We start from the raw sequence: 21,028 nt of genomic DNA on the forward strand, positions 1-21,028 counted from the left end.
CCTTCTGCCCCCAGATGAACCCGTCCCGTCCCGGACACACCTCCGTACGCGCCTCCTCTCCACTTGCAGCTTTTGCAGGAGGGATCGCAAATTTTTCCATTTCGCGTACCGGCGCGATCCTCGCCTCGGCAGCACTCGCCGTCGTGGTCACCGATTACGCATCTGCTGCCAACCGAATCTGGAACGGCAGTGCAAGCGCGCTCTGGAGCAACAACGGAAACTGGAATGGCAACGGGGTCTCGAATGGTGACACCCTGAATTTCTCGGGAACCACGACGCTCACCAACACCAACGACGCGTTGACCTCGATCGGGTCCATCACGTTCACGGCAGGAGCAGGGCAATTCACCCTGAATGGAAATACTGCCACGCTTACCGGCAGCGTCATCAATAGCGCCACCACCACCCAAACTCTCGGTCTGGGGCTCAATATGAGCGCCACCCAAACGTTCGACGCAGCAGCGGGTAGTCTCGTCATGAACGGGGCGCTCGGCCAAACGGCGGCTTCCGGTTTGACGAAGACCGGTTCGTTCGCGCTTTCGCTGAACAACAATACCAATACCTACACGGGCACCACGACGGTCAGCGCAGGCACTCTTTTTGCAAACGGCTCAACTGCCGCAACGGGTAGCGGGGCAATCTCCGTGGCAAGCGGTGCCACATTCGGCGGCAGCGGCACCATCGCTCCCACCGGCTCCAATGGCATCAATGTTTCCGGCGTCCTCGCACCCGGTGCGTCCGTCGGCACGGTCGGCACCCTGACGTTCAACATGAGCGGCACCACCGGCACCGCAACATTGGCCAGCGGCGCTTCCCTGGCTTTTGACTTGGGACTCGCCGGCACCAGCATCACCTCGGTCGGCAGCAGCGACCTCCTCGTCCTTGCCGGCGCCTCTTCGGGCGATTTCACCTTCAACGGCAACTCGATCAACTTCCAAGGCACTGGCTCCAACGGCTTCTACAAGCTCTTCGACACCAGCTCGAACAACGCCAACACTTGGACCGGCCTCACCTTCAATGGCACCACCGGCGTCGTTTCCGGCGGCCTGTCGATCACCAATCTCGCCAGCGGCAAGACCGGCACCCTCATCGTCGGCACCGCCTCCAACGGCGGCACCACGGGTGACATCTACCTCCAGGTCGTCCCGGAATCCTCTTCCCTGCTGCTCGCCGCTCTCGGTTCCGGCCTGCTCCTGCGCCGCCGCCGCATTCCCTCCTAGTCAGGATGGCAAAATAGCGGATAGAGTGTCGGCATGAAAGCCTACCTCGATCTCCTCCGCGACGTCCTCCAGAACGGCGAGGAACGCTCCGATCGCACCGGTACCGGTACGCATTCTGTCTTCGGCCGTCAGGTCCGCTACGATCTCCGCGAGGGCTTCCCCTGCCTCACCACCAAGAAGCTCCACCTCCGCTCGATCATTCACGAGCTGCTGTGGTTCCTGAAAGGCGACACGAATATCGCCTACCTGCAGGAAAATGGCGTCCGCATCTGGGACGAGTGGGCGGATGAAAGCGGCGATCTCGGCCCGGTCTACGGCCGCCAGTGGCGCTCCTTCCCCGCGCCGGATGGCCGCGAAGTCGACCAGATCGCCGAGCTCGTCCACGGCCTCCGCGGCGACCCTCATTCCCGCCGTCACCTCGTCGTCGCGTGGAACCCCGGCGAGGTCAACCGCATGGCCCTGCCGCCCTGCCACTGCCTGTTCCAGTTCTTCGTCCACGATCCGGATTCGGATCGCCCGGGCTTGTCCTGCCAGCTCTACCAGCGCTCGGCGGATCTCTTCCTCGGCGTCCCCTTCAATGTCGCCTCCTACGCGCTGCTGACGATGATGCTCGCCCAAGTCTGCGGCTACGAGGCCCGCGAATTCGTCCACACCTTCGGCGACCTCCACCTTTACAAGAACCACCTCGACCAAGCCCGCGAGCAGCTCACCCGCGCGCCGCGCGCATTGCCGAAAATGTGGATCAATCCGAAGGTCCGCGAACTCGACGACTTCACCTTCGACGACTTCCGTCTGGAGAACTACGATCCCCATCCGCACATCAAGGCGGAGGTCTCGGTCTGAGTGACCCATGTTCCATTTCGAGCATCGCGGCGAAAAGCCCCTGAGCACCCGGCACTTCACGTTCCGGATGCTACGCTGCACGGCGATCGCCGGCGGCATTGTCGTTTCTGCCCTCGCCGTCGGCATCGTCGGCTACCACGGAATCGGCAAGCTCGGCTGGATCGATTCCTTCCTCAATGCCTCGATGATCCTCGGCGGCATGGGACCGGTCGATCCGATGCCGAATGATGCCGGAAAAATCTTCTCAGGCTGCTACGCCCTGTTTTCCGGGCTGGTCTTCATCGCGCTGGCGGGTTTCCTCGTCGCGCCGGTTGCACATCGCGTGCTGCACCGGTTCCACTACGAGGAAGACGACAAAGACTCATGACCCGCCTGATCGCCATCGTCGCCATGACCCCGGAACGGGTGATCGGTCGCGACGGAACCCTGCCATGGCACCTGCCGGAGGACCTCGCCTTCTTCAAGCGCACCACCTCCGGGCACCCCATCGTCATGGGCCGGAAAACCTACGACTCGATCGGCCGGCCACTGCCGAAGCGCCGGAACATCGTCGTCACCCGTGATCCCGCATGGTCCGCAGAAGGCGTGGAAGTCATCCACACCCCGGAGGAGCTTTCCACGCTCGACCTCGCGGGCGACGTCTTCATCATCGGCGGGTCGGGCATCTACGCGGCTTTCCTGCCGCAGCTCGATGAACTCCTCGTTTCCCACGTCCACCTTCCCTACCCCGGCGACACCCGTTTTCCCGAATTCGCCCATCTCTTTCAAACTCCCGAACTCGTCGAATCGCACGAAGCTTTCGACGTCTTTCGCTACCGCCGACCCTAACAACTTCCTGCCATGGCCCAGACATTCGAACTCGAAGGCACCCTCAAGCACCTCTTTGACACCCAGACCTTCGCCAGCGGCTTCGCCAAGCGCGAGTTCGTCGTCGAAGTCCCGGACGGCAAGTATCCTCAGATGCTCAAGTTCGAGTGCGTGAAGGACAAGATCTCCATGCTCGACGACGTGAAGATCGGCGACGCGGTCAAGATCGCCTTCGACATCCGCGGCAGCGAATACAAGGAGCGCTTCTACGTGAACCTCAACGCCTGGAAACTCACCAAGGCCGACGGCGGCTCCAGCAGCGGTGGCAGCGATGAAGGCGGCCGCTACAACTCCAGCCTCGACTCCCAGTTCGACAACGAACCGGACGCCTCCGACGACATTCCGTTCTAAGTCGGCCTCCTAGGCCTCCTCTTCTCCGGTAACGGCGGATTCCGTCGCGTCACCTGCTACCGCCGTCGGGACGACTGGCACTGGTAGCAGCCCGAAGTCAGCGGCCAGATACTCGATCGCTTCGGGAATCATCACCGGCCACGCGAGCAATCCGTAAAAGAGGGTGACCAAGGACACGCCCGGCTTCTCCTCGCCCGGAGAAGTCCGCAGGCGGCTTATTACTTCATAGCCGAGGTAGCAAAGCCCGCCGGCAAATCCGAACACCGCCCACGTGGCAAAGGTCTCCGCGAAGGGCCGCCGGAACAGCATCACGATGAAAATAATATAACACGCGAGCAGCCCGAAATTGCGATTCCCCCGGATCGGCTGACGGTTGAACATCGAAAAGAACGTCGTCCAAGCAAGGGCTATCAAGAAGTAGATAGAGTAGGAGGAACTCACCATGGCGACCGCCTCATAATGAATTCCTTTGGAAAGGTCAATATTCTCAACCTTTCCACTATCTCGGAAGTTACAGGGCTGCTGCCCCGAAAATCCTACCCTAGGATCCGCCTCACTCCATCCAGCGCCGCCTGGCTCACCGCCAGCTTGAAGTCCTTGCGATTGCGCGGGTGAATCTGCCTCACGCAGATCGTCTCACGCCCCTTCGCCGCCCATGCGAGGAACACGGTGCCCACCGGCTTTTCCGGCGTGCCCCCATCCGGCCCGGCAATTCCCGTCACCGCCACCGCGACATCGGCACCACTCACCCGCAGTGCCCCATCGGCCATCGCACGAGCCACCGGCTCGCTCACCGCACCATGCGCATCGAGCAGCTCCTGCGGCACGCTTAACACATCACGCTTCGCCTCATTCGCATACGTGACGAATCCATGCGTGAAAACGGCACTGCTGCCGGGCACATCCGTAAGCCGGTTCGCCACCAAGCCACCCGTGCAGCTCTCCGCGGTAGCCAACTTCAGCCCCCGCTCCGTCGCCCGCCGCACCACCGTCGCTTCCAGCGACAAGCCGTCTTCCGAAAAGATGTTCTTCGCGAACTTCGCCATCGCGACCTCACGCCCCGCAGCAATCGCCGGCGGCTCGCCGATCAAACGCAGATCCACCTCGCCCACCCGCGCGCAATACCCGACCTCCAAGCCCGGGATCAACCCCAGCTCGGCATCGATCTCCTGCTGGATATCGCTCTCCCCCACTCCCGTGATCTTCATCTCGAGCAACCCCGGCGGCATCGCCAAGCCCGCCAGCGCCACCAGACGCGGCGCCACCTCTTCCCGGAACATCGGATAAAGCTCCCGTGGCGGCCCCGGCAAAAGAAACACCGCGCAATTCGCCGCCCCATTCAGCCGCGGCGGAATATAGAGCCCCGGCGCAGTCCCATTCGGATTCGGCATCACATCCGCCCCCACCGGCACCTGCGCCTGCTTGCGGTTCGAGTCCGCCATCGGCTTGTTGCGGATGGCAAAGAACGCCTCGAGCGACCGAATCGCCGCCTCGTCCTCGATCAGCTCGATCCCCAGCACCTCGGCCGTCGCCTCGCGCGTCAGGTCATCGCTCGTCGGCCCGAGACCTCCCGTGACAATCACCGCATCGGCCCGCGAAACGCACTCCCGCAAAGCCTCCGTGATCGCCTCACCATCCGGCACCGTCGTCAGCCGCTGGATCCGCATCCCCAGCTTGAACAGTTCCTCGCCGAACCACTTCCCGTGGGTGTTGAGGACTTTTCCGAGAAGAAGTTCCGTTCCGGTATTCAGGATCTCGATGCGCACAGGCGGAGACAGAAGACCCGACGGCGAAAGACGCAAGACCGGATGCCCTCAGGCTTTCCAATCCAGCTCCTTCGCATCCGCCCACAGCTCTTCCAGGCCGTAGTAATCGCGCAGCTCCTCGTGCATCACGTGAACCATCACGTCGATGTAATCGAGCACCACCCACTTCGTGTCGGCATTGCCCTCCGCATTCGCCGGCTTCGCGCCGTGCCATTCTTCCACGTTGCCCCGGACGTCGCGCATGATTGCCCGCAGGTGCGGCATCGAGGAACCCGAACAGACGACCATGTAATCCGTCAAATTCGACACCCCGCGCAGGTCCCAAACGCGGATTTTCTCCGCTTGGATTTCGTCAGCCGCCTTCGCGCAAGCCTTTGCCAATTCAAGTCCTTCTACAGCCATATCGTCCCGTCCGGGGCGCGGACCCTAGCGCGTCCCGCCCGCTTGGCCAATCAATTTCAAGGTCGTTTCCGGGGTTGCCTCCCCGCGCCGCTTGCGCCTTCTTGGCGGCGTGAAACTCGTTTCCTGGAACGTCAATGGCATCCGCGCCACCCTCGGGAAAGGCCTCCCCGAATTCGTCGCCTCTGAGCGCCCGGAAATCCTCTGCCTTCAGGAAACCAAGGCCCGCGAGGAGCAAGTGGCCCTCCCGCTGGAATTCGGCGGCTACCACGGCTTCTGGAATTCCGCCGAAAAACCCGGCTACTCCGGCACCGCGGTTTTCACCCGCGAACAGCCGATTTCCGTGAAACACGGCATGGGAATCGCCGACCACGACCGCGAGGGCCGCGTCCTCACGCTGGAATATCCCGATTTCCATCTGGTGAACGTCTACACCCCGAATGCCCAGGACGAACTCCGCCGCCTGCCCTACCGCATGCAGTGGGACGATGCATTCCGCCTCTACCTCCTCGCCCTCGAGGCCACCGGCAAGCCGGTCATCTTCTGCGGCGACCTGAACGTCGCGCACAACGAAATCGACCTCGCCCGCCCCAAGGACAACCGCAAGAACGCCGGCTTCAGCGATGAAGAGCGTGCCAGCTTCACGAAACTCCTCGGCAGCGGCTTCCACGACACCTTCCGCCACTTTTACCCGGACAAAACCGGCGCCTACTCGTGGTGGAGCTTCCGCGGCGCCGCCCGCACCAACAACGTCGGGTGGCGTATCGACTACTTCGGCGTCACCAAGGGCATCCTCGGCAGCGTCAAGGACGCCTCCATCATGCCGCACATCACCGGCTCGGATCACTGCCCGGTGACCCTGACTTTGGGCTGAAAGCGGCATTCCGCGGCACCCGATCTGCTGCAAACGGGCGCTTCCGTCACCGAATCGCCGGTTTGCAATTCGTGAGGATCTGTGAAGTATCCCCACCCCATGCTGCGGTTTCCCTTACGCCTGCCCGCATCTCTGGTTCTGCCAGCGCTCCTGCTCGTCTCGGCAGAAACGGCATCCGCCGTCCCCTACTTCTACGGCATCTGGCAGCTCGGGAGTGACAACGAGACCCCTGAGGAATTCGGCACCACCACGTGGACCATCAACGCCGCCCCCGGCTCGTCCACTATCAAGGACGACGACTACTACCTCACCGAGCCGATCACCAATTTCGAGCGCGAAGTCACCTCCGGCGATCCACGCCACCGCATCCACTTTCCGCTGACCGCCGCCCAGGCATCGGCGACATCACGGCTGAAGCTGACGCTCGATATGCTCTGGGGCGGCTCCTCCGCGCCGGGATTCGCCAGCCACGATCTGGCCATCACCATGAATGGCCGCCCGGTCGCGACCTTCAACGGCATCACCTGGAACCGCACGCTGGAGATGACCTTTGCCGCCGCCTCGGTGAACGCCGTCACCGGAGAAAACATCATCCAGATCGAGCGCACCGGCGGCACCGCTGGCGCATGGATCGGCTTCGATTACCTGAAGCTCGATCACGACCCGACCGGCATGGCCGATGCCGACAACGACGGCCTGCCTCGCTGGTATGAAGAAAGCTTCGGCCTCAGCGAAAGCAATCCCGCCGACGCCGCGGCCGATCCTGATGGCGATGGCCGCACCACGCTTGCCGAGTTCCGAGCCGGCACCAACCCCACTGACGCCGATACCGACAACGACGGCCTTTCCGATTCCGCGGAAATTACTCTCGGAACGAATCCCCTGCTCCGCGACACCGATGGTGACGGCATTGCCGATGGCGCTGAAATCACCACCAGCCCCCTGCTCGCGGACAGCGATAACGATGGCTATCCCGACAACATCGAGGTCGAGCAAGGCTCCAATCCCTCTTCCGCTGCCTCGAAGCCTTTCAATTACCCCGGTGCGATCGGCCTCCAGTTCGTAGCTGAGTCCCTGCAATCCGCCGCCCTGCCGCCCGGCGACCCGGCCGGCTACTTCCGCTTTCCGCAATGGAACGTCACACCGCCGCTACCCCAGTGGCGGCCCGACGCCGCAGTCACGACCGGCAGCCAATCCGCCCTCAAGAACCTCCGCGGCCAAGCGACCACCGCCGCAGCGAGCTGGAGCTATCACTTCGCGACTCCCGGACTCCACAAGGGCACCAGCAACGAACGGCTCTTCTCCGGCCTACTCCGCACCCAGCGCACCGGAACCATCAGCTCTAACAACACCGTCACCACCGCCATCAATACGCCGGCGTCCGTCACGCTCACCGGCATTCCCTACGCCACCTACGATCTCATCGTCTACGCGGGCTACATCTATCCCGGCTCGCGTGCCGTCGTGTCGCGCCAGGGAGCCGCAGGAAGCGACCGCTACCTCCTTTCCGCCTCCGAGCCACCCTTCCGTGCGTTCACGGAAGTCACCTCCACCACCACGCCACAGTCAGGCAACTACGTCCGCTATCGGAATCTCAATGGTGCGAGCCAGACCATCACCCTCACCTCCCTGCCGCCACTCCCACCCGCTTCCGGCACGGTCAACTATGCCTCCTACGCCGGCATCCATGGCATCCAGATCGTCGATAGCGGCACCGACACCGATGGCGACGGCATCAAGGACGCAATCGAAGTCGAGAACCGTCTCAATCCCGCAGTAGCCGACGCCACCGCGGATGCCGATGGCGACGGTCTCTCCAATGCCGCCGAACTCGCCGCCGGAACCGACCTTCATCACACCGACACTGACCGCGACGGCATCCCCGACAATCTCGACGCCGCCCCCCTCAACCCTGATCGTGACAGCGACGGTCTCCTCGACGGCGACGAGGTAAATGCCACCCCTTTCCCATCGCTCCCCAACGATGCCGACAGCGACGACGACGGCTACAACGACGCCATCGAACGCGCCGCCGGCACCAACCCGATGTCCGCAGCCAGCGTCCCGCCACCGGTCCCCACATGGAACGGCACCACCCGCACCTGGACCTGGCGCATCGATAACATCCGCATGCTCTGGAATCACCCGCAGTCGATGCTCGGCGCGCTCGAAACCAGCGACACCATGCTCGGCGAAGCCGTGGCCCAGGTCAGCCAGGGCGGCTGGAACAAGTCCCTCGGCATCGGCCTCCGCTATCGCGATGGCCGCGTCACCTATCGCTTCCGCTGCATCGAAGGCCTCTTCCGCGTCGCGGAAACTCCCGACAATCCGGCGAAGGCGGACGAAGGCTTCTGGGATAGCGACTGGAACGTCCCGCCGACCGACCGCTCGAAGGACTTCGGCTTCGGCGGCTACGGCCCTGCCGACGACTCGAAGCCACTCCGCATGGAGTTCACCGCCACCCGACCGAATGCCGGGGTGAATTCCTGGAACCTCAATTTCCTGATCGCCGATCTAACAAATCCCGGCAGCCCCGTGACCCTATCGTCCAAGTCTTGGCTCGGTGCCCAGTCCATGGACTCGTCGATCACGAACGGGACCGCCGTCTGGACGAATGCTGCCGGACTCGCAGGCGCTTTCGACGTCGCACTCGAAACCGGAGTCAACGCCTACATCACGCCGAATGCACTCGGCCCCGTCGATACCGACAGCGACGGCATGCCCGACTCGTGGGAAACCACCAATCTTTTCAACATCAACAGCGCCGCCGATGCCACGCTGGATGCCGACAATGACGGCCTCATCAACGTGAAGGAATTCCTCGCCGGAACCAATCCCCGCGACGCCGACAGCGACGATGACGGCGCTTCCGACGGCAATGAGTTCTATCACGACAGCGACCCGCTCTCCGCCACCAGCAAGCCCGCGTGGTTCAACTTCACCGGCAGTCTCGCCGACCTCGACGGCGACGGCATGTCCGATGCCTGGACCCTCTGGTCCGGCGGCACCCACCGCGTTCCAACCGCCGACGACGATGGCGATGGCGTGAGCAACCTCGCCGAAAGCGAAGCAGGCACCGATCCCGACGATCCGTTTTCAAAAATCGATCTCAAAACCTGGCGCGACAGCGGCAACCTCGTCCTCTCCTGGACCGATCTCCCGCTGAAAGCCTACGACATCGAGACCAGCCCCACCCTCGCCGGCTGGCAAAGCGCGGTCGGCTTGCCCACCTCCAGCATCGTCGGCGGCCGCCGCCAACTCTCGATCCCTGCCGGCTCATTGCCAGCCGGGAAGAACTTCTACCGCACGAAGATCTCGCCAAAGGACACCGACGGCGACGGCGTGGAAGATTGGATCGAGACCAACGTCCTCGGCTCATCCAACAGCACCCCCGACACACTTTCCCAGCCCATCACCCGCGCCAACGGCCAAACGCTCTCGGGCGATGCCGTCTCCTTGTTAGAGAAAGTCCAGGGCTCGTCTCCTTCCGGTGCTTCCTCCGGATCCAGCGCGCCCGGCACCCCTTCCCCCGTCAATGCCTCGCGCTTCCTGATGCAGTCCACCTTCGGCCCCACGCCGGAGGACATCGTCAAGGTCCGCCAGCTTGGCTACGAGGGCTGGATCAATCAGCAGCTCACCCTGCCCCCGACCTACCACACGCCCTACATCGTGGAAGTGAAGCGTGACGCCGCTGGCAACAACATCGACCCCACTTACAACTACAGCGATCAGGACAAGTTTCTCTTCGGCAACAATGCCACCACCCCCTTCGCCCGCGCCGCCATCGGAGGTCAGGACCAGCTCCGCCAGCGCGTCGCCTTCGCTCTCTCCCAAATCCTCGTCGTCTCCCGCCGCGATGCGAACCTCGAAGAGCGCGCCGAAGGCATCACCAACTACTACGATACCCTGCTCCGCCACGCCCTCGGCAACTACGGCGACCTCTTATTAGACGTCGCGCTTCATCCGGCGATGGGCACCTACCTCAGCCACGCCGGCAATCAGAAGGCCGATCCGTCCATCCCGCGCTACCCGGACGAGAACTTCGCCCGCGAGTCGATGCAGCTCTTCACCATCGGCCTCTGGGAACTCAATCCCGATGGCACCCGCAAGCTGGATATCCACGGCGAGCCGATCCCCACCTACGACAACGGCACCATCACCGAACTCGCCCGCGTCTTCACCGGCCTCTACTACGACTCGCCCTACGGCTGGGGCGGCGCTGGCTGGGCGGATGAGCACTTCACCAAGCCCATGGTGATGTATGCCGACCGCCACGACTTCGACGCCAAACAACTCCCCCACGGCTTCGTCGTCCCACCTCGCGAACCGACCGAAAGCAATGGCATGCAAGACGTCCGCGACGCCATCGACGCACTCTTCCGCCATCCGAATACTCCTCCTTTCGTCAGCCGCCAGCTCATCCAGTTCCTCGTCACGGACAATCCCTCGCCCGCCTACATCAATCGCGTGCAGGACGTCTTCGTGAACGACGGCACCGGCAAGCGCGGCAACCTCGGTGCCGTGGTGAAAGCCATCCTCCTCGATCCCGAAGCCCGCGAACAACCGCTCTCCCCGAACTTCGGCAAGGTCCGCGAACCGGTCGTGAAGACCATGCACCTCGGCCGCCTCTTCAAGCTCGCCGAGACGCACCCCAACTTCGTCTGGTGGAACTGGACCGAGACCTACTACGGATTCAGTAAACAAGAGCCAACGAACTCGCCCAGCGTCTTCAATTTCTACACGCCCGTCTATCAGGCTCCCGGCGAAATCCGGAATGCCGGCCTCGTCAGCCCCGGCTTCCAGATCGTCGACACCTACTCGTCCATCTCCTTCCCGAACTTGATCTGGGAATACCTGCACCGCGGCTTCCGCTCGTCCTATGACTGGTGGTATCCGCTCGATTACTCGGACACCCTGCTGCTCGCCGAGAACCCGGCCGCACTGGTCGATCACGTGAACCTTCTCGTCTGCGCCGGCTCCATGACCGCCCGCACCCGCGGCATCCTGCTCAATGCCGTTTCCCAATCCTCGCTCGCACCCAAGGAACGCGTCGCCCTCGCCATCTGGACCGCGATGACTTGCCCCGAAGGTGCCATCCAACGCTGAACCCATCATGAACCGCCGCAGATTCCTCGGAGAAGCCAGTTGCGCCGCGATCGGTTCGACCTCCGTCCTCTCGACGCTACTCAACTTGACGATGGCGAACCACGCCGCCGCTCAAGGTGGCTTCGGCACTCAGCGCAAGACCCTGGTCTGTGTCTTCCTGTCCGGCGGATGCGACACCTTCAATCTGCTCGTCCCCACCGGCGCGGGCTACAGCGAGTATGCCGCCGCCCGCTCCAACCTCGCGATCCCTCAGGCACAGCTGAGGACACTCACCGGCACGAACTTCGGGCTCCACCCCTCCTGCTCGAAGCTCGCCGAGATGTTCAATGGCACCGGCTCTTTCGTGGGTAAGAAGCGCGTGAGCATGCTCGCGAACGTCGGCACCCTGATCGAGCCGATCCCCAGCAAGACCGCCTACCTCAATGGCAGCGTTGCCCTGCCCAAGGCGCTCTTCTCCCACCGCGACCAGATCGAGCAATGGCAAACCTCCGTACCCCAGGGCATGCAGGTCCTCTCCGGCTGGGGCGGTCGCGCCGCGGACATCATCCACTCGACCCTCAATACCGAGCAGACCGGCGGCTTCTACATGCCGATGAATTTCTCCGTCGCTGGCAATTCCGCGTTCCAGATCGGCCAGAGCGAGGGACAATTCGTCATCACCGGCAGCGGCGCTCTCGCCTTCACCGGCTCCACCGGAGACTCCGCTTCACTCCAGGCAAAACAGAGCGTCATCGAGCAAACCGTCGAGAGCCCCATTGAACAGCACTACTCGAATCTCTTCCAGCGCACCCACGGTCGCATCACCGCGAACTCGATGGCTCGCGGCGAGGAGTTCCAGCAGCACTTCTCCAGCCCCGGCACGCTCAATGGCCAGGACGTGAACACGGTGGTGGCCAATGCTCCCTTCCCGAACCACTGGATCTCCGCGCAGTTCCGTGCCGCGGTGAAAACCATCGCCATCCGCCAGCAGCTCAAGCTGATGCGGCAGACCATGTTCATCGACTTCGGCGGCTGGGACCATCACGCCGAGCTGTTGGAAAACCACGCCAGCATGCTCGCGATCCTCGATGGCGCTCTCTACGCCTTCCAGCTGTGCCTCGAGACCCTTGGCCTTGCCAATGACGTGATCACCTTCACCGCCTCCGATTTCGGCCGCACCCTTCGCTCGAATGGCCAGGGCACCGACCACGCATGGTCGGGAAACCAGATCGTCATGGGCGGCCCCGTCGCCGGCGGCCTCATCCGCGGCAGCTTCCCCTCCCTCGTCATCGAGGGAAATGACGATGTCGGCCGCGGCGGCCGCATCTTCCCGAAACTCTCCGCCGACCAGTACTTCTGCGAGCTCCTGCGCTGGTTCGGGGTCACCGCCGGCGACATGGATGAAGTGCTTCCGAATATCCGGAACTTCTACGACCCCTATAGTAGTTCCAACCCCGTCGGCTTCCTCGCGTGAAGATCAACCGCCGGCTGTTCGTCTTGGGATTGATCCTCGCGCTCGCTTCCCTCGTCCCTCTGGCTTGGATGTTTCTGATCGTGACATCCAAGGGCCCTCCAAGTCCTCGGGAAGCATCAAGGGAACCTGCAATTCCGGATGGGCCACCCATACCCACCTCTCACATCCCCACCGCATCCGAGCGCCTTCTCGAAGGCTACGCCGACCCCTCGACACCACCCATCGAGGACCTGAAAAAAGTCCAGCGCGTCGTCGCCGGCTACTTCTCGGTCGTCAAGGACGCCAGCCGCTTCCCCATCGGCGGCAATGCCGATCTCGCCGCCGCCCTGCGCGGCGAAAACCCCAACCGCGAGACTTACCTTCCGGAAGGACATCCGGTGTTCTCGAAGGACGGCTTGCTGATCGATCGCTGGGGCTCTCCGCTCGTGGTCCATCCGGAAGCATGGACTCAACTCGAACTCCGTTCAGCCGGCCCCGACAAGATCGCCTACACCTCCGACGATCTCGTCATGAAGCCATCAGGCAAGTGATCGCCAAGATTCCGCAACGAGGCGTCAGCCCATCGCAAGGGCACATCAAGATTCGGCAAGCGGGCGTTAGCGCCACATTCGGTACTCCGCCACGCTGTGGGCCGCATGAAGCACAAATTGTTAGCCCCCTTCCTCGCAGCAGCAGCCCTAGTGGCTCCCGGCATTACCTCTGCCACCACCGTCGGACTCCCTAACGGACTCGTTGCCACCACTTGGGACACCTTCACCGGCACCAACTTCAGCAACGCGCCCTCGACCAGTTCCACTGGCCAGGTCACGGGAACCCTCACCTCGGTAATGACCGGCGGCGCTGTGTTCGGCGGAGGAGACCGGCTCTATTCCGGAACCTTCGTTCCCGGCCAGGATCCATTCTCGTTCAACCTGACGGCCCAGGGAACGGTCAACCAATCGTTCGACCAACTCAGCGTCGTCCTGAAGTTCACCTCCCCTGACAACACGGCCGCAGGTGCTCTCGGACACTTCGACATCACCTTGGAGGCCGCTGGCGCCGCCGCTGCAGCAGCTTCCGCCCAGACCGTGATCACCAGCTTCCTTGAGGGCGCGAATACGTTCTTCATCGTCAAATTTGACTGGAACGGCCTCAGCCTCGCTGCCGCCGACACCTACAAGTTCAACGTCACGAGCGACATTGGCCACGTCTCGCTGGATGCCATCCAGATCGTCCCCGAGCCAACCTCTGCTGCCCTCGGCCTTCTCGGCACCGCGATGCTAGTGATCCGCCGCCGTCGCAAGTAAGATCCCATACGCAACCAAAAGCCGCGCTCGCGACCCCAGTCGCAGCGCGGCTTTTTCTATGACCGGGAGCGCGGGATTCATCCCGCCTCGTTGGTCCGGCGACTCAACCTCCCAAGCGGAATAAATCCCCCGCTCCCAGCAAACCCTCAGCTCCTCTCCTACGGCTTCGAAAGCCTGAAAAACCCACGCCCCGAAGCATTCGCCGCAGCACTCACCTCCCAATTTCCCGAACTCTGCACCGCTCCATTCACCTGCGTCCATGGCCCCGATGGACTTCCCGCAGTTTCAAGAACCCACCCCGTGCTCCCACTAACAGGCCAGCGCACGTGAACCGAAGCACCCGATGACGTCAGCGCCAATACCGGCGGAACCACCGGCGCCTCAGCCCTCGTGATCACCAGCTGCGGCCCATACCCCGTCACCTCCATCGAAGCGAAAGTCACATTGAGCGCTGTCGTCTCGCTCTCCGCCTGAAGCGCGAACCCATAGTTGGCGACACTCCCCGCGGCCCACGCGACCACCAGCGGCTTCACCTCCACCTCGACCCAGCTTCCCGACGATCCCGCAGGCACCGCCAGCAAACCCACGGGATCCGCCGCCACGAAATGATTCCAGCGCAGCGTCGGATTCGTGATTGTCCATGCCGCCGTCTGACGCAGGATCTGGATATTGCCGGGCACCAGATCACCGAAACTCGGATCGGGAGGCACCACGAAAAGCCGCAACTTCGCCGTTCCAATCTCAGCAGCCGGAATCGCCAGACCGGCAAGATTGAATTGGATCAGCGCCCGCTGTGAGTGCGGCGAACCCACCCCGCTGGAATTGATCCCCAGCGTGGTAATCGTCCCCGTGGCGCGATCGGTGTAGGAATAGATGTCGCTGTCCTTGGTCGGACCCAGCGTCACGGTTTCAGCGGCAGCAGTCAGGCTGCACGCCAGCATCAGAATCGCAGCTCTCATGATGTCTTGTTAGAAGGTCTTGGTAATGGACACGCTGAAGTTCCTGCCCGGCGCAGTGGAGCGATCCGTCGTGGCGTTGCCGCCGAGGTGCCCATTGCCACGGCGCACCGAACCCCACGCCCAGTATTTCTCGTCGAAGATGTTGTTGAGCCCGGCGTGAATCGACACGGTCTCCGTCGGCTCCCACCACGCGGCCAGATCCAGAGTGAACCACGCAGGCGGCCGGAAGAAGGTTCCCTGGTTGGTGCTATCGTCGACTCGCTCCACCTTCGCGGTATAGATCCCCGACAAGCGTGCACCGAAGCGCCCCTCCGGATCCTCATAGCCAATGAAGCTCGCCGTCTTCCACGGTTCGATCGAGTTCAGCGGCACATCGTCCGTCAGGTTGTTGCCGATCGACTTGCCGGTGCTCAGCCCCAGCTGCCAGCCCTCCGCCTTCTTCTGGAAATAGCCCGCGTCGAGCATGCCACCGAGTTCGAAGCCATAAATCTCCGCCTCGCCACGGTTCACGGTCGTGACGATTTCGCGGCCATCGTCAGCCAGCTCGCCGGTCGGCACTCCATTCTCGATGAAATCGCGATAGCGCGTGTAGAAGAGGGACGACTGGAATCGGCCGGCCTTTCCTTCCGCCTTGAAGCCAAGCTCGAAGGCATCGCTCTGCTCCTCCTCCAGCGAGGGATTCGGAACCGTCATCGCTCCCGCCGGATTCCCCCCGGACGGCGGGTGATCGAAGATCATCGACAGCTCCTCCGCCGTCGGGTTCCTCACGCCACGCGCATAGGTGCCATACCACTGCACGATGTCGCTCGGCTTCCACGCGAGATTCAGTCGCGGCGAAATCGAGAAGTTCTCATAGTCGGTCGGCGGCTCTTGCCCGAATCGGCCAAGCTCCGCGAGACGGTCAAGATAAGCCTGGTTCGGATCCGGCTTGATCCCCTGCCAATCGAGCCGCAGCCCGGGCGTGATGAACCACTTGCCATCCACCTTGATCTCGTCCTGAACGAATACACCGGCCCGCGTCGTGTCGGTCGGAGCGAAGGATGTGCGGTTCACATCGTCCGGCGTTCCAGAGTCGAGCCGCGTGAAACGGTTGTCGCCACCTTCCAGCGACAGATCGATACCCGCCATCCCTCCATGAATCACCCGCCCGCCATCACCGAACTCGCGCCGCGCAACGGACGATAGTCCCATGATGTCGGTATCGAAGCTGATCCGCTGTTGCCGCGTCCGCTCGGTGCCGGGAATCGGATTGCCACCGATCACGATCGGCTTCGAGGCCGAGTCGTTATCACTGACCGTGCCAGCATGCTGCCAGTAAACGTGACTATCGAGCTGATCGACCCACGACTGCGACTGCGGCGTCCACTGCCACTTCAGGCTCGCCCGCTGGCGATCGAGCAGCTGGTTGTTGTAGACGTAGTCGTTGAAAACCGGAAACGCCGACGACGCAGCACTTCGGACATTCGTGGAACCCTCGCGATCGAACATTTCCAGGGCGAACCGGAACACATGATCACCCAGGACATGCTCGGCCTTCAGCAAGGCGGAGTTCGAAGTGAAGTCCGCCGGATTCGGCGGCTCGTAGCCATTGTTCGCCGTCTCTTCACCATGGCGGCCGGCGTAGAGCAGCATCACGGAGGTATTCCCCTTCTTCACCGCACCACCCACCTGCCCCGCGATGCTTTCATTCGCGGAGAAGTACTGCGTTCGCACGAGTCCACCGGCATTGCGGCCGCCCAGCATGCTCTCCGGATCCGGCGTCCTGAAGGTAATCACGCCACCGAGCGCATCACTGCCATAGAGCGCACTCGCTCCACCTTTCAAGACCTCCACCAGGTCAAACATCGCCGGATCGAAGTAATCCCGCCCGATGCCACCCGCTCCATCGCCACTTCCCATGTCGAAGGACGTCGACACATACTGCGGCGGCTGGCGGATCCCATCGAGCTCGATGGCCACACGGTTCCCCTCCGCACCACGGATATTGATGCTCCCGTATCCGGACTGCCCGTAGGCAAACGCACCATCCCCGCTCGAAAAGTCGAACGGCAGCGAGACCGTCGGATCATACTTCGCGAAGCCGGAGAGATCCTGGCTGCCAGTACGCAGCAGGTCTTCCGCTCCCATATGGAGCGTCGTGCCAGCGGAGTCGATCCACCGCTGCTCGGTGCGAGTGCCCACGACGACCATGTCGCCGAGACTCTCGACCACCGATCCCTCGTCCCCGGCGGCAGGTACCTCCTCAGGATCTGCCGCCGAGGCGGGGTGCAGCGCCATACCGATGGCGAACGTTACCTGGAAAAAAATGGAGTGGCGCACGATGAAAGGGGCCGCGCTATTGCGCGATCACGAATGGCTTCAAGGTCTCGCGGATCTTGTCCACGCCCGGGGTCTTGCCGTCTTCTGCTTCTGCGACCAGTTCGGAGACCAGATCCTGAAGTCGTCCTTCATCCGCCTTCGTCAGCACCTTGATGCTGCCCTTCTCCGGCGAAAGCTCATCCCACACGTTGCGGATCTCTTTCCACAGCGGCGCGGTCTTTTCCCAATAGCTGTTGGCCTTCGCGAAATCGTGATCCTTCACCCGCAGATACGGATTGAATCCCACCTCGCGGCACAGCGGATAGGCCTTCCCGTCGCGCTTCACCCACTTGGTGTTGTCCTGCTCGTGGAACCAGCCTTCCTTGGTGATCGTGTGGCGATTGGTCACCACCAGCAGGTCGTAGTCATCGCGCTTCTCTTCGCGCCGCGGCTTCGGGCGGTTGGCTTCGGAGGTCCATTCGCTGGTCTCCTCGCCATGCACCCAGGCAGCGATTCCTTCGTAGCGCGGCGAGTCATCCACCTGCGTCACGCGCTGGCTCCACTTGCCCTTCGCTTCCTCCGCCGTGAGCGTCTTCGCGGTCCACACCCGGCTGCCCTGGAACTCGAGGATCTCCGTATCCTCATAGGTCCAGATCTGCGCCCAGTGCTTCACCACCATCGGTCCGGCCTGGAGGATGTGCTGGAGCACGATGCGCTTGCCGCTGTCCTCCACCACCTTGACGGTTTCGAAGGCCTCTTCGGTGTATGGCTTATCTTCCACCTTGTAGCCTTCATGCATCGAGAAGGTCTCTTGGAAATGGAAGCCGACCTTGAAGTCGCCGGCCATGGACAGGATCGCCTTCCGATCCTTTTCAAAGCTCGCGTCGTCGGCGAAGGCGGTGCTCCCGAGGAACAGCACCGCAAGCAGGAATGACAATGGTTTCATGAGATGTTTGTTAGAGGACCTGACGGCGGCGGCGCGCGATCAGTGGCAGCGCGGCGAAGGACAGCAGCAGCGCGGATGGCTCCGGAATCACTTGGACAAAGGAGTTCCCCACATCGATCTGCGACGCGGTGACCGACGTGTGGATCCCGATCGGAGCCGACAAGGTGATCGAAGTGATCGTCTCGTTGATCGACGAGAGGTTCCACTGCCAGGCATACGCCGTGTAGAGGATCGGATCCGGCCCGAAGTTGTCGCGCAGCTCGCTGTTGCCGCTCTTGAAGGCGATCGGCGCGATCACCTGGCTGCCGGACTCCGTCGTCACCGTGATGAAAGGCCCGCCATTGTATGGCCAGGCAAGGTCCGGATTCGGCGAACCCTCGATCTGCCACACCACGCTCGCGATATCGAACGAAGCCGTCTGGGTCGCAGTGACCGTGTAGTCAGCAGTGAAGCTGTAAAAACCGAACGAGCCTTGGAACGCACTCGAAGAGATGTTGATCGTCCCACCCGATCCCGAGCTCGGAGTCCTCGTCGGATTTTCTCCCGTGAGATTTCCCCAAACTGTTGTCGTCTGCTGCGTTCCTCCTAAATCCAGATTCGACAGGAGAACTGCCGCCTGAGCCGGGAGCCCCGTGAGCATGATCGCGAGGGCAGGGATCGCCGTGAACAGACGGCGGCGGCGGCGTGTCGGAGTGGTATGCATGTCGAGCGGAAGCACGCCCCCACCTTCCTCACCCCCCTCCCCCCGCGCTCCCGGCCTCTTGCCAATTCATGGCGCGGAATTGCGAGCATCGCCCCATCATGGCAATTGACCGCTAAGAGGTGACAACCGGCCGCCAAGTGCAAATAAACTCTTGAGACGCATTCGCAATTACGCTCATCTGTCGCTCCTGCCTCCATGTCCTCCTCCTTCTCCGCCACCCTCCTTCACGATGGATCCGGTGTGGCGCTACGTGGCGTGGACGCGGAAGTCTCCTACGCCGCAGACTGGAGCAGCCTGCTGGCACCGGAGATGGGCCATCTCGTGCTGAATCTGGATGGTCACGGCGTGATTCTTGGCCGCCACGTCCGGCTGGGCATAGTCCCGGGTACCGCTTCGATTCTGAAAATCGCCGCCGGCGAATCAGTCCACGCCAGCCGCTTGGCGGGTGATGGACGCCACCGCTTCGTCGTGGTTTCAGCGACTTCCGCTTGGCTGGCATCGAATTTTGGCGAATCCGTCACCGCCTTGCACCCCCTGTTGCGAAATGTGGACAGTCCGCAGCACACCGGTTTGCTCCGTTCCATGAATCTGGCGGAGCGGGATCTCTGCGAATCCCTTCTCCAGCCACCGGTCCAGCGGATCCTGCGACCGGCCTGGTTCCGCGGGAAGGCCTTGGAATGCTTGAGCGTCTTCGGCGGGATTCCCAAATCCGCCGGTCCCGATCACGACCCGATACGCCAGCGCGTCGACGCGGCGACCCAATGGCTGCGCGACCATTTCAGGGAAGACCTCGACCTCCTCACCGCATCCCGGCACGTGGGATGCGCGCCGCACTACTTGAGCCGCCTTTTCCGCCAGCACACCGGGAAGACCTTGAGCCAAAAGCTTCGCGAAATCCGCATCGACCGCGCCGCCACGCTGCTGCGGAACGGCGGCTTCAATGTCACCGAGGCGGCCTTCGAGGTGGGCTACAACAGCCTCAGCCACTTCACCAAGGCCTTCGTCGCCGAGAAGGGCGTGCGCCCATCCGACTGGCGCGCGGCGGGGTAACCCGGCCCCGGACCTTTTGCATCTTGCGGGTAAGGACGATCCGGCTTAGTCAGGGAATGGTATTTTCCACGACTGCCATGAAAACGAAGAAAGCTCATCGCGCCTGCGAAGCCTGCGCCTTCTGGAATCCTATGGAGGAGTCCCACGGCGAATGTCGCCGACACGCCCCCCAGACCGTCGCCTTCGAAGTCGACGATGAGGTGAAGTTCGAATCGATGTTTCCCGTCACCGCCTCGGACGACTGGTGCGGGGACTACGAAAAAGCCGACTGATCCCCCTGCCGGGCCCTTCACCGAGGACTCTAACGGTTGGGCGTTTTCTATTGCGACAAGGTCTCAATTAGGCTTTCGTCCGCCCCGTGACGCTTACGCCACACGAAATCGACGCCCTGTTGTTGCCCTTGGCTCCCTCGCTTGCAAGGGAAGCCGACACCATCCTCGACTTGCGGGAGTTGTTGATGTCCAAGGGACAACCCGGCAAGTGCGTGCGTTGCTTTTTCCGGCTTTTTACCGCTGCCGGCACCGACTCCCTGCCGAAATTGGCCCCGCTCCGGGACTTCCTTGAGCGGCATCTGGAAATCGCAGTCCGTGCCGATGGCTCCGAGCTGGAGACTCTGCCCGTGAAGCTCCGCCAAGGCGAAAACCTTGAAGACTTCTGCCTTCGCTCGATGAAGCAGGTCCGTTTGGACCGCACCTATCAGGCGCAGCGCGTGGATCTCGCCTTCCGCTTCAAGGCCGCCGCTTGAGCAGCCTTCTCGCGTAGCGGAGCGGCTCAGCCGTTCCGGTTTCTAGCGGCCCTACCCACAGCGGCACTCTCGTACCTTCATCCCCCACCCTTTACAGTGGTTCAGTGGCAATTCGGCAATCACCCGTCTTGCCCTCCCCCCGGGGGTGACTAGCATTTCCCC

The 21,028-nt window shown here is 62.6% G+C and carries 20 protein-coding genes; 13 read left to right on the plus strand and 7 right to left on the minus strand.

The window, feature by feature from the left end:
- Positions 1 to 14 precede the first annotated feature (14 nt).
- Genes WKV53_RS24445 through WKV53_RS24465 form a run of 5 tightly spaced genes read left to right on the plus strand, consistent with a single transcriptional unit; the run spans position 15 to position 3,281 of the window.
- Complete coding sequence (locus tag WKV53_RS24445) at positions 15 to 1,220, plus strand: hypothetical protein (RefSeq protein ID WP_341407454.1); 1,206 nt, start codon at positions 15 to 17, stop codon at positions 1,218 to 1,220.
- A 33-nt stretch (positions 1,221 to 1,253) separates the two neighbouring features.
- Complete coding sequence (locus WKV53_RS24450; protein ID WP_341407455.1) at positions 1,254 to 2,063, plus strand: thymidylate synthase; 810 nt, start codon at positions 1,254 to 1,256, stop codon at positions 2,061 to 2,063.
- Between the two features lie 7 nt (positions 2,064 to 2,070).
- On the plus strand, positions 2,071 to 2,430 hold the full coding sequence (locus tag WKV53_RS24455) for a hypothetical protein (RefSeq protein ID WP_341407456.1): 360 nt from the start codon (positions 2,071 to 2,073) through the stop codon (positions 2,428 to 2,430).
- Entirely contained in the window at positions 2,427 to 2,891 is a 465-nt protein-coding gene (locus WKV53_RS24460; protein WP_341407457.1) for a dihydrofolate reductase, read from the plus strand. Before WKV53_RS24455 ends, WKV53_RS24460 begins: the two co-directional genes overlap by 4 nt.
- Before the next feature lie 12 nt (positions 2,892 to 2,903).
- A complete protein-coding gene (locus WKV53_RS24465; protein WP_341407458.1) occupies positions 2,904 to 3,281 on the plus strand; it encodes a DUF3127 domain-containing protein in 378 nt (125 codons plus the stop codon).
- 9 nt (positions 3,282 to 3,290) lie between these two features.
- Here the strand turns inward: WKV53_RS24465 and WKV53_RS24470 are convergent, their stop codons facing one another.
- From WKV53_RS24470 to rsfS, 3 genes are all read right to left on the minus strand, one after another.
- Positions 3,291 to 3,695, minus strand: a complete 405-nt coding sequence (locus WKV53_RS24470; RefSeq protein WP_341407459.1) for a hypothetical protein — start codon at positions 3,693 to 3,695, stop codon at positions 3,291 to 3,293.
- Between the two features lie 122 nt (positions 3,696 to 3,817).
- Positions 3,818 to 5,047, minus strand: coding sequence for a competence/damage-inducible protein A (locus WKV53_RS24475; protein ID WP_341407460.1), 1,230 nt, complete (start codon positions 5,045 to 5,047; stop codon positions 3,818 to 3,820).
- A gap of 48 nt (positions 5,048 to 5,095) precedes the next feature.
- The gene (gene rsfS / locus WKV53_RS24480) at positions 5,096 to 5,449 is read right to left on the minus strand and encodes a ribosome silencing factor (protein ID WP_341407461.1); all 354 of its coding nucleotides are present in this window, start codon (positions 5,447 to 5,449) and stop codon (positions 5,096 to 5,098) included.
- Positions 5,450 to 5,558: 109 nt separating this feature from the next.
- Between rsfS and WKV53_RS24485 the strand changes: the two genes are divergently transcribed.
- The 5 genes from WKV53_RS24485 (at position 5,559) to WKV53_RS24505 (ending at position 14,165) form a co-directional block, all read left to right on the plus strand.
- The gene (locus tag WKV53_RS24485; protein ID WP_341407462.1) at positions 5,559 to 6,320 is read left to right on the plus strand and encodes an exodeoxyribonuclease III; all 762 of its coding nucleotides are present in this window, start codon (positions 5,559 to 5,561) and stop codon (positions 6,318 to 6,320) included.
- A 99-nt stretch (positions 6,321 to 6,419) separates the two neighbouring features.
- Positions 6,420 to 11,426: a DUF1800 family protein gene (locus WKV53_RS24490; RefSeq protein WP_341407463.1), complete on the plus strand. Its 5,007-nt coding sequence runs from the start codon at positions 6,420 to 6,422 to the stop codon at positions 11,424 to 11,426.
- A 7-nt stretch (positions 11,427 to 11,433) separates the two neighbouring features.
- Positions 11,434 to 12,879, plus strand: a complete 1,446-nt coding sequence (locus WKV53_RS24495) for a DUF1501 domain-containing protein (RefSeq protein WP_341407464.1) — start codon at positions 11,434 to 11,436, stop codon at positions 12,877 to 12,879.
- Positions 12,876 to 13,409: a hypothetical protein gene (locus tag WKV53_RS24500; protein ID WP_341407465.1), complete on the plus strand. Its 534-nt coding sequence runs from the start codon at positions 12,876 to 12,878 to the stop codon at positions 13,407 to 13,409. Before WKV53_RS24495 ends, WKV53_RS24500 begins: the two co-directional genes overlap by 4 nt.
- Before the next feature lie 105 nt (positions 13,410 to 13,514).
- A complete protein-coding gene (locus WKV53_RS24505; RefSeq protein ID WP_341407466.1) occupies positions 13,515 to 14,165 on the plus strand; it encodes a PEP-CTERM sorting domain-containing protein in 651 nt (216 codons plus the stop codon).
- Between the two features lie 158 nt (positions 14,166 to 14,323).
- On the opposite strand, the gene WKV53_RS24510 is transcribed toward WKV53_RS24505, so the two are convergent.
- From WKV53_RS24510 to WKV53_RS24525, 4 genes are read right to left on the minus strand one after another with little or no spacing between them, the layout of a single operon-like run.
- Positions 14,324 to 15,124, minus strand: a complete 801-nt coding sequence (locus WKV53_RS24510; RefSeq protein ID WP_341407467.1) for a DNRLRE domain-containing protein — start codon at positions 15,122 to 15,124, stop codon at positions 14,324 to 14,326.
- A gap of 9 nt (positions 15,125 to 15,133) precedes the next feature.
- Complete coding sequence (locus WKV53_RS24515) at positions 15,134 to 17,401, minus strand: TonB-dependent hemoglobin/transferrin/lactoferrin family receptor (RefSeq protein WP_341407468.1); 2,268 nt, start codon at positions 17,399 to 17,401, stop codon at positions 15,134 to 15,136.
- A 58-nt stretch (positions 17,402 to 17,459) separates the two neighbouring features.
- Entirely contained in the window at positions 17,460 to 18,368 is a 909-nt protein-coding gene (locus WKV53_RS24520; protein ID WP_341407469.1) for a DUF6607 family protein, read from the minus strand.
- A gap of 10 nt (positions 18,369 to 18,378) precedes the next feature.
- Complete coding sequence (locus WKV53_RS24525) at positions 18,379 to 19,071, minus strand: hypothetical protein (RefSeq protein WP_341407470.1); 693 nt, start codon at positions 19,069 to 19,071, stop codon at positions 18,379 to 18,381.
- Positions 19,072 to 19,266: 195 nt separating this feature from the next.
- Between WKV53_RS24525 and WKV53_RS24530 the strand changes: the two genes are divergently transcribed.
- From WKV53_RS24530 to WKV53_RS24540, 3 genes are all read left to right on the plus strand, one after another.
- On the plus strand, positions 19,267 to 20,121 hold the full coding sequence (locus tag WKV53_RS24530) for a helix-turn-helix transcriptional regulator (RefSeq protein ID WP_341407471.1): 855 nt from the start codon (positions 19,267 to 19,269) through the stop codon (positions 20,119 to 20,121).
- A 77-nt stretch (positions 20,122 to 20,198) separates the two neighbouring features.
- Positions 20,199 to 20,393: a hypothetical protein gene (locus WKV53_RS24535; protein WP_341407472.1), complete on the plus strand. Its 195-nt coding sequence runs from the start codon at positions 20,199 to 20,201 to the stop codon at positions 20,391 to 20,393.
- 86 nt (positions 20,394 to 20,479) lie between these two features.
- Complete coding sequence (locus WKV53_RS24540; RefSeq protein WP_341407473.1) at positions 20,480 to 20,866, plus strand: hypothetical protein; 387 nt, start codon at positions 20,480 to 20,482, stop codon at positions 20,864 to 20,866.
- The last annotated feature ends 162 nt before the right edge of the window (positions 20,867 to 21,028 follow it).

Source organism: Luteolibacter sp. Y139, from assembly GCF_038066715.1.
In the GTDB taxonomy this organism is placed as follows: Bacteria; Verrucomicrobiota; Verrucomicrobiia; order Verrucomicrobiales; family Akkermansiaceae; genus Haloferula; species Haloferula soli.

Excerpts from the sequence above, each read along its gene's own strand:
- WKV53_RS24445 (WP_341407454.1), top strand. The coding sequence starts at position 15 with ATGAACCCGTCCCGTCCCGGACACACCTCCGTACGCGCCTCCTCTCCA.
- WKV53_RS24450 (WP_341407455.1), top strand. The coding sequence starts at position 1,254 with ATGAAAGCCTACCTCGATCTCCTCCGCGACGTCCTCCAGAACGGCGAG.
- WKV53_RS24455 (WP_341407456.1), top strand. The coding sequence starts at position 2,071 with ATGTTCCATTTCGAGCATCGCGGCGAAAAGCCCCTGAGCACCCGGCAC.
- WKV53_RS24460 (WP_341407457.1), top strand. The coding sequence starts at position 2,427 with ATGACCCGCCTGATCGCCATCGTCGCCATGACCCCGGAACGGGTGATC.
- WKV53_RS24465 (WP_341407458.1), top strand. The coding sequence starts at position 2,904 with ATGGCCCAGACATTCGAACTCGAAGGCACCCTCAAGCACCTCTTTGAC.
- rsfS (WP_341407461.1), bottom strand. The coding sequence starts at position 5,449 with ATGGCTGTAGAAGGACTTGAATTGGCAAAGGCTTGCGCGAAGGCGGCT.
- WKV53_RS24490 (WP_341407463.1), top strand. The coding sequence starts at position 6,420 with ATGCTGCGGTTTCCCTTACGCCTGCCCGCATCTCTGGTTCTGCCAGCG.
- WKV53_RS24495 (WP_341407464.1), top strand. The coding sequence starts at position 11,434 with ATGAACCGCCGCAGATTCCTCGGAGAAGCCAGTTGCGCCGCGATCGGT.
- WKV53_RS24505 (WP_341407466.1), top strand. The coding sequence starts at position 13,515 with ATGAAGCACAAATTGTTAGCCCCCTTCCTCGCAGCAGCAGCCCTAGTG.
- WKV53_RS24510 (WP_341407467.1), bottom strand. The coding sequence starts at position 15,124 with ATGAGAGCTGCGATTCTGATGCTGGCGTGCAGCCTGACTGCTGCCGCT.
- WKV53_RS24515 (WP_341407468.1), bottom strand. The coding sequence starts at position 17,401 with ATGGCGCTGCACCCCGCCTCGGCGGCAGATCCTGAGGAGGTACCTGCC.
- WKV53_RS24520 (WP_341407469.1), bottom strand. The coding sequence starts at position 18,368 with ATGAAACCATTGTCATTCCTGCTTGCGGTGCTGTTCCTCGGGAGCACC.
- WKV53_RS24525 (WP_341407470.1), bottom strand. The coding sequence starts at position 19,071 with ATGCATACCACTCCGACACGCCGCCGCCGCCGTCTGTTCACGGCGATC.
- WKV53_RS24530 (WP_341407471.1), top strand. The coding sequence starts at position 19,267 with ATGTCCTCCTCCTTCTCCGCCACCCTCCTTCACGATGGATCCGGTGTG.
- WKV53_RS24535 (WP_341407472.1), top strand. The coding sequence starts at position 20,199 with ATGAAAACGAAGAAAGCTCATCGCGCCTGCGAAGCCTGCGCCTTCTGG.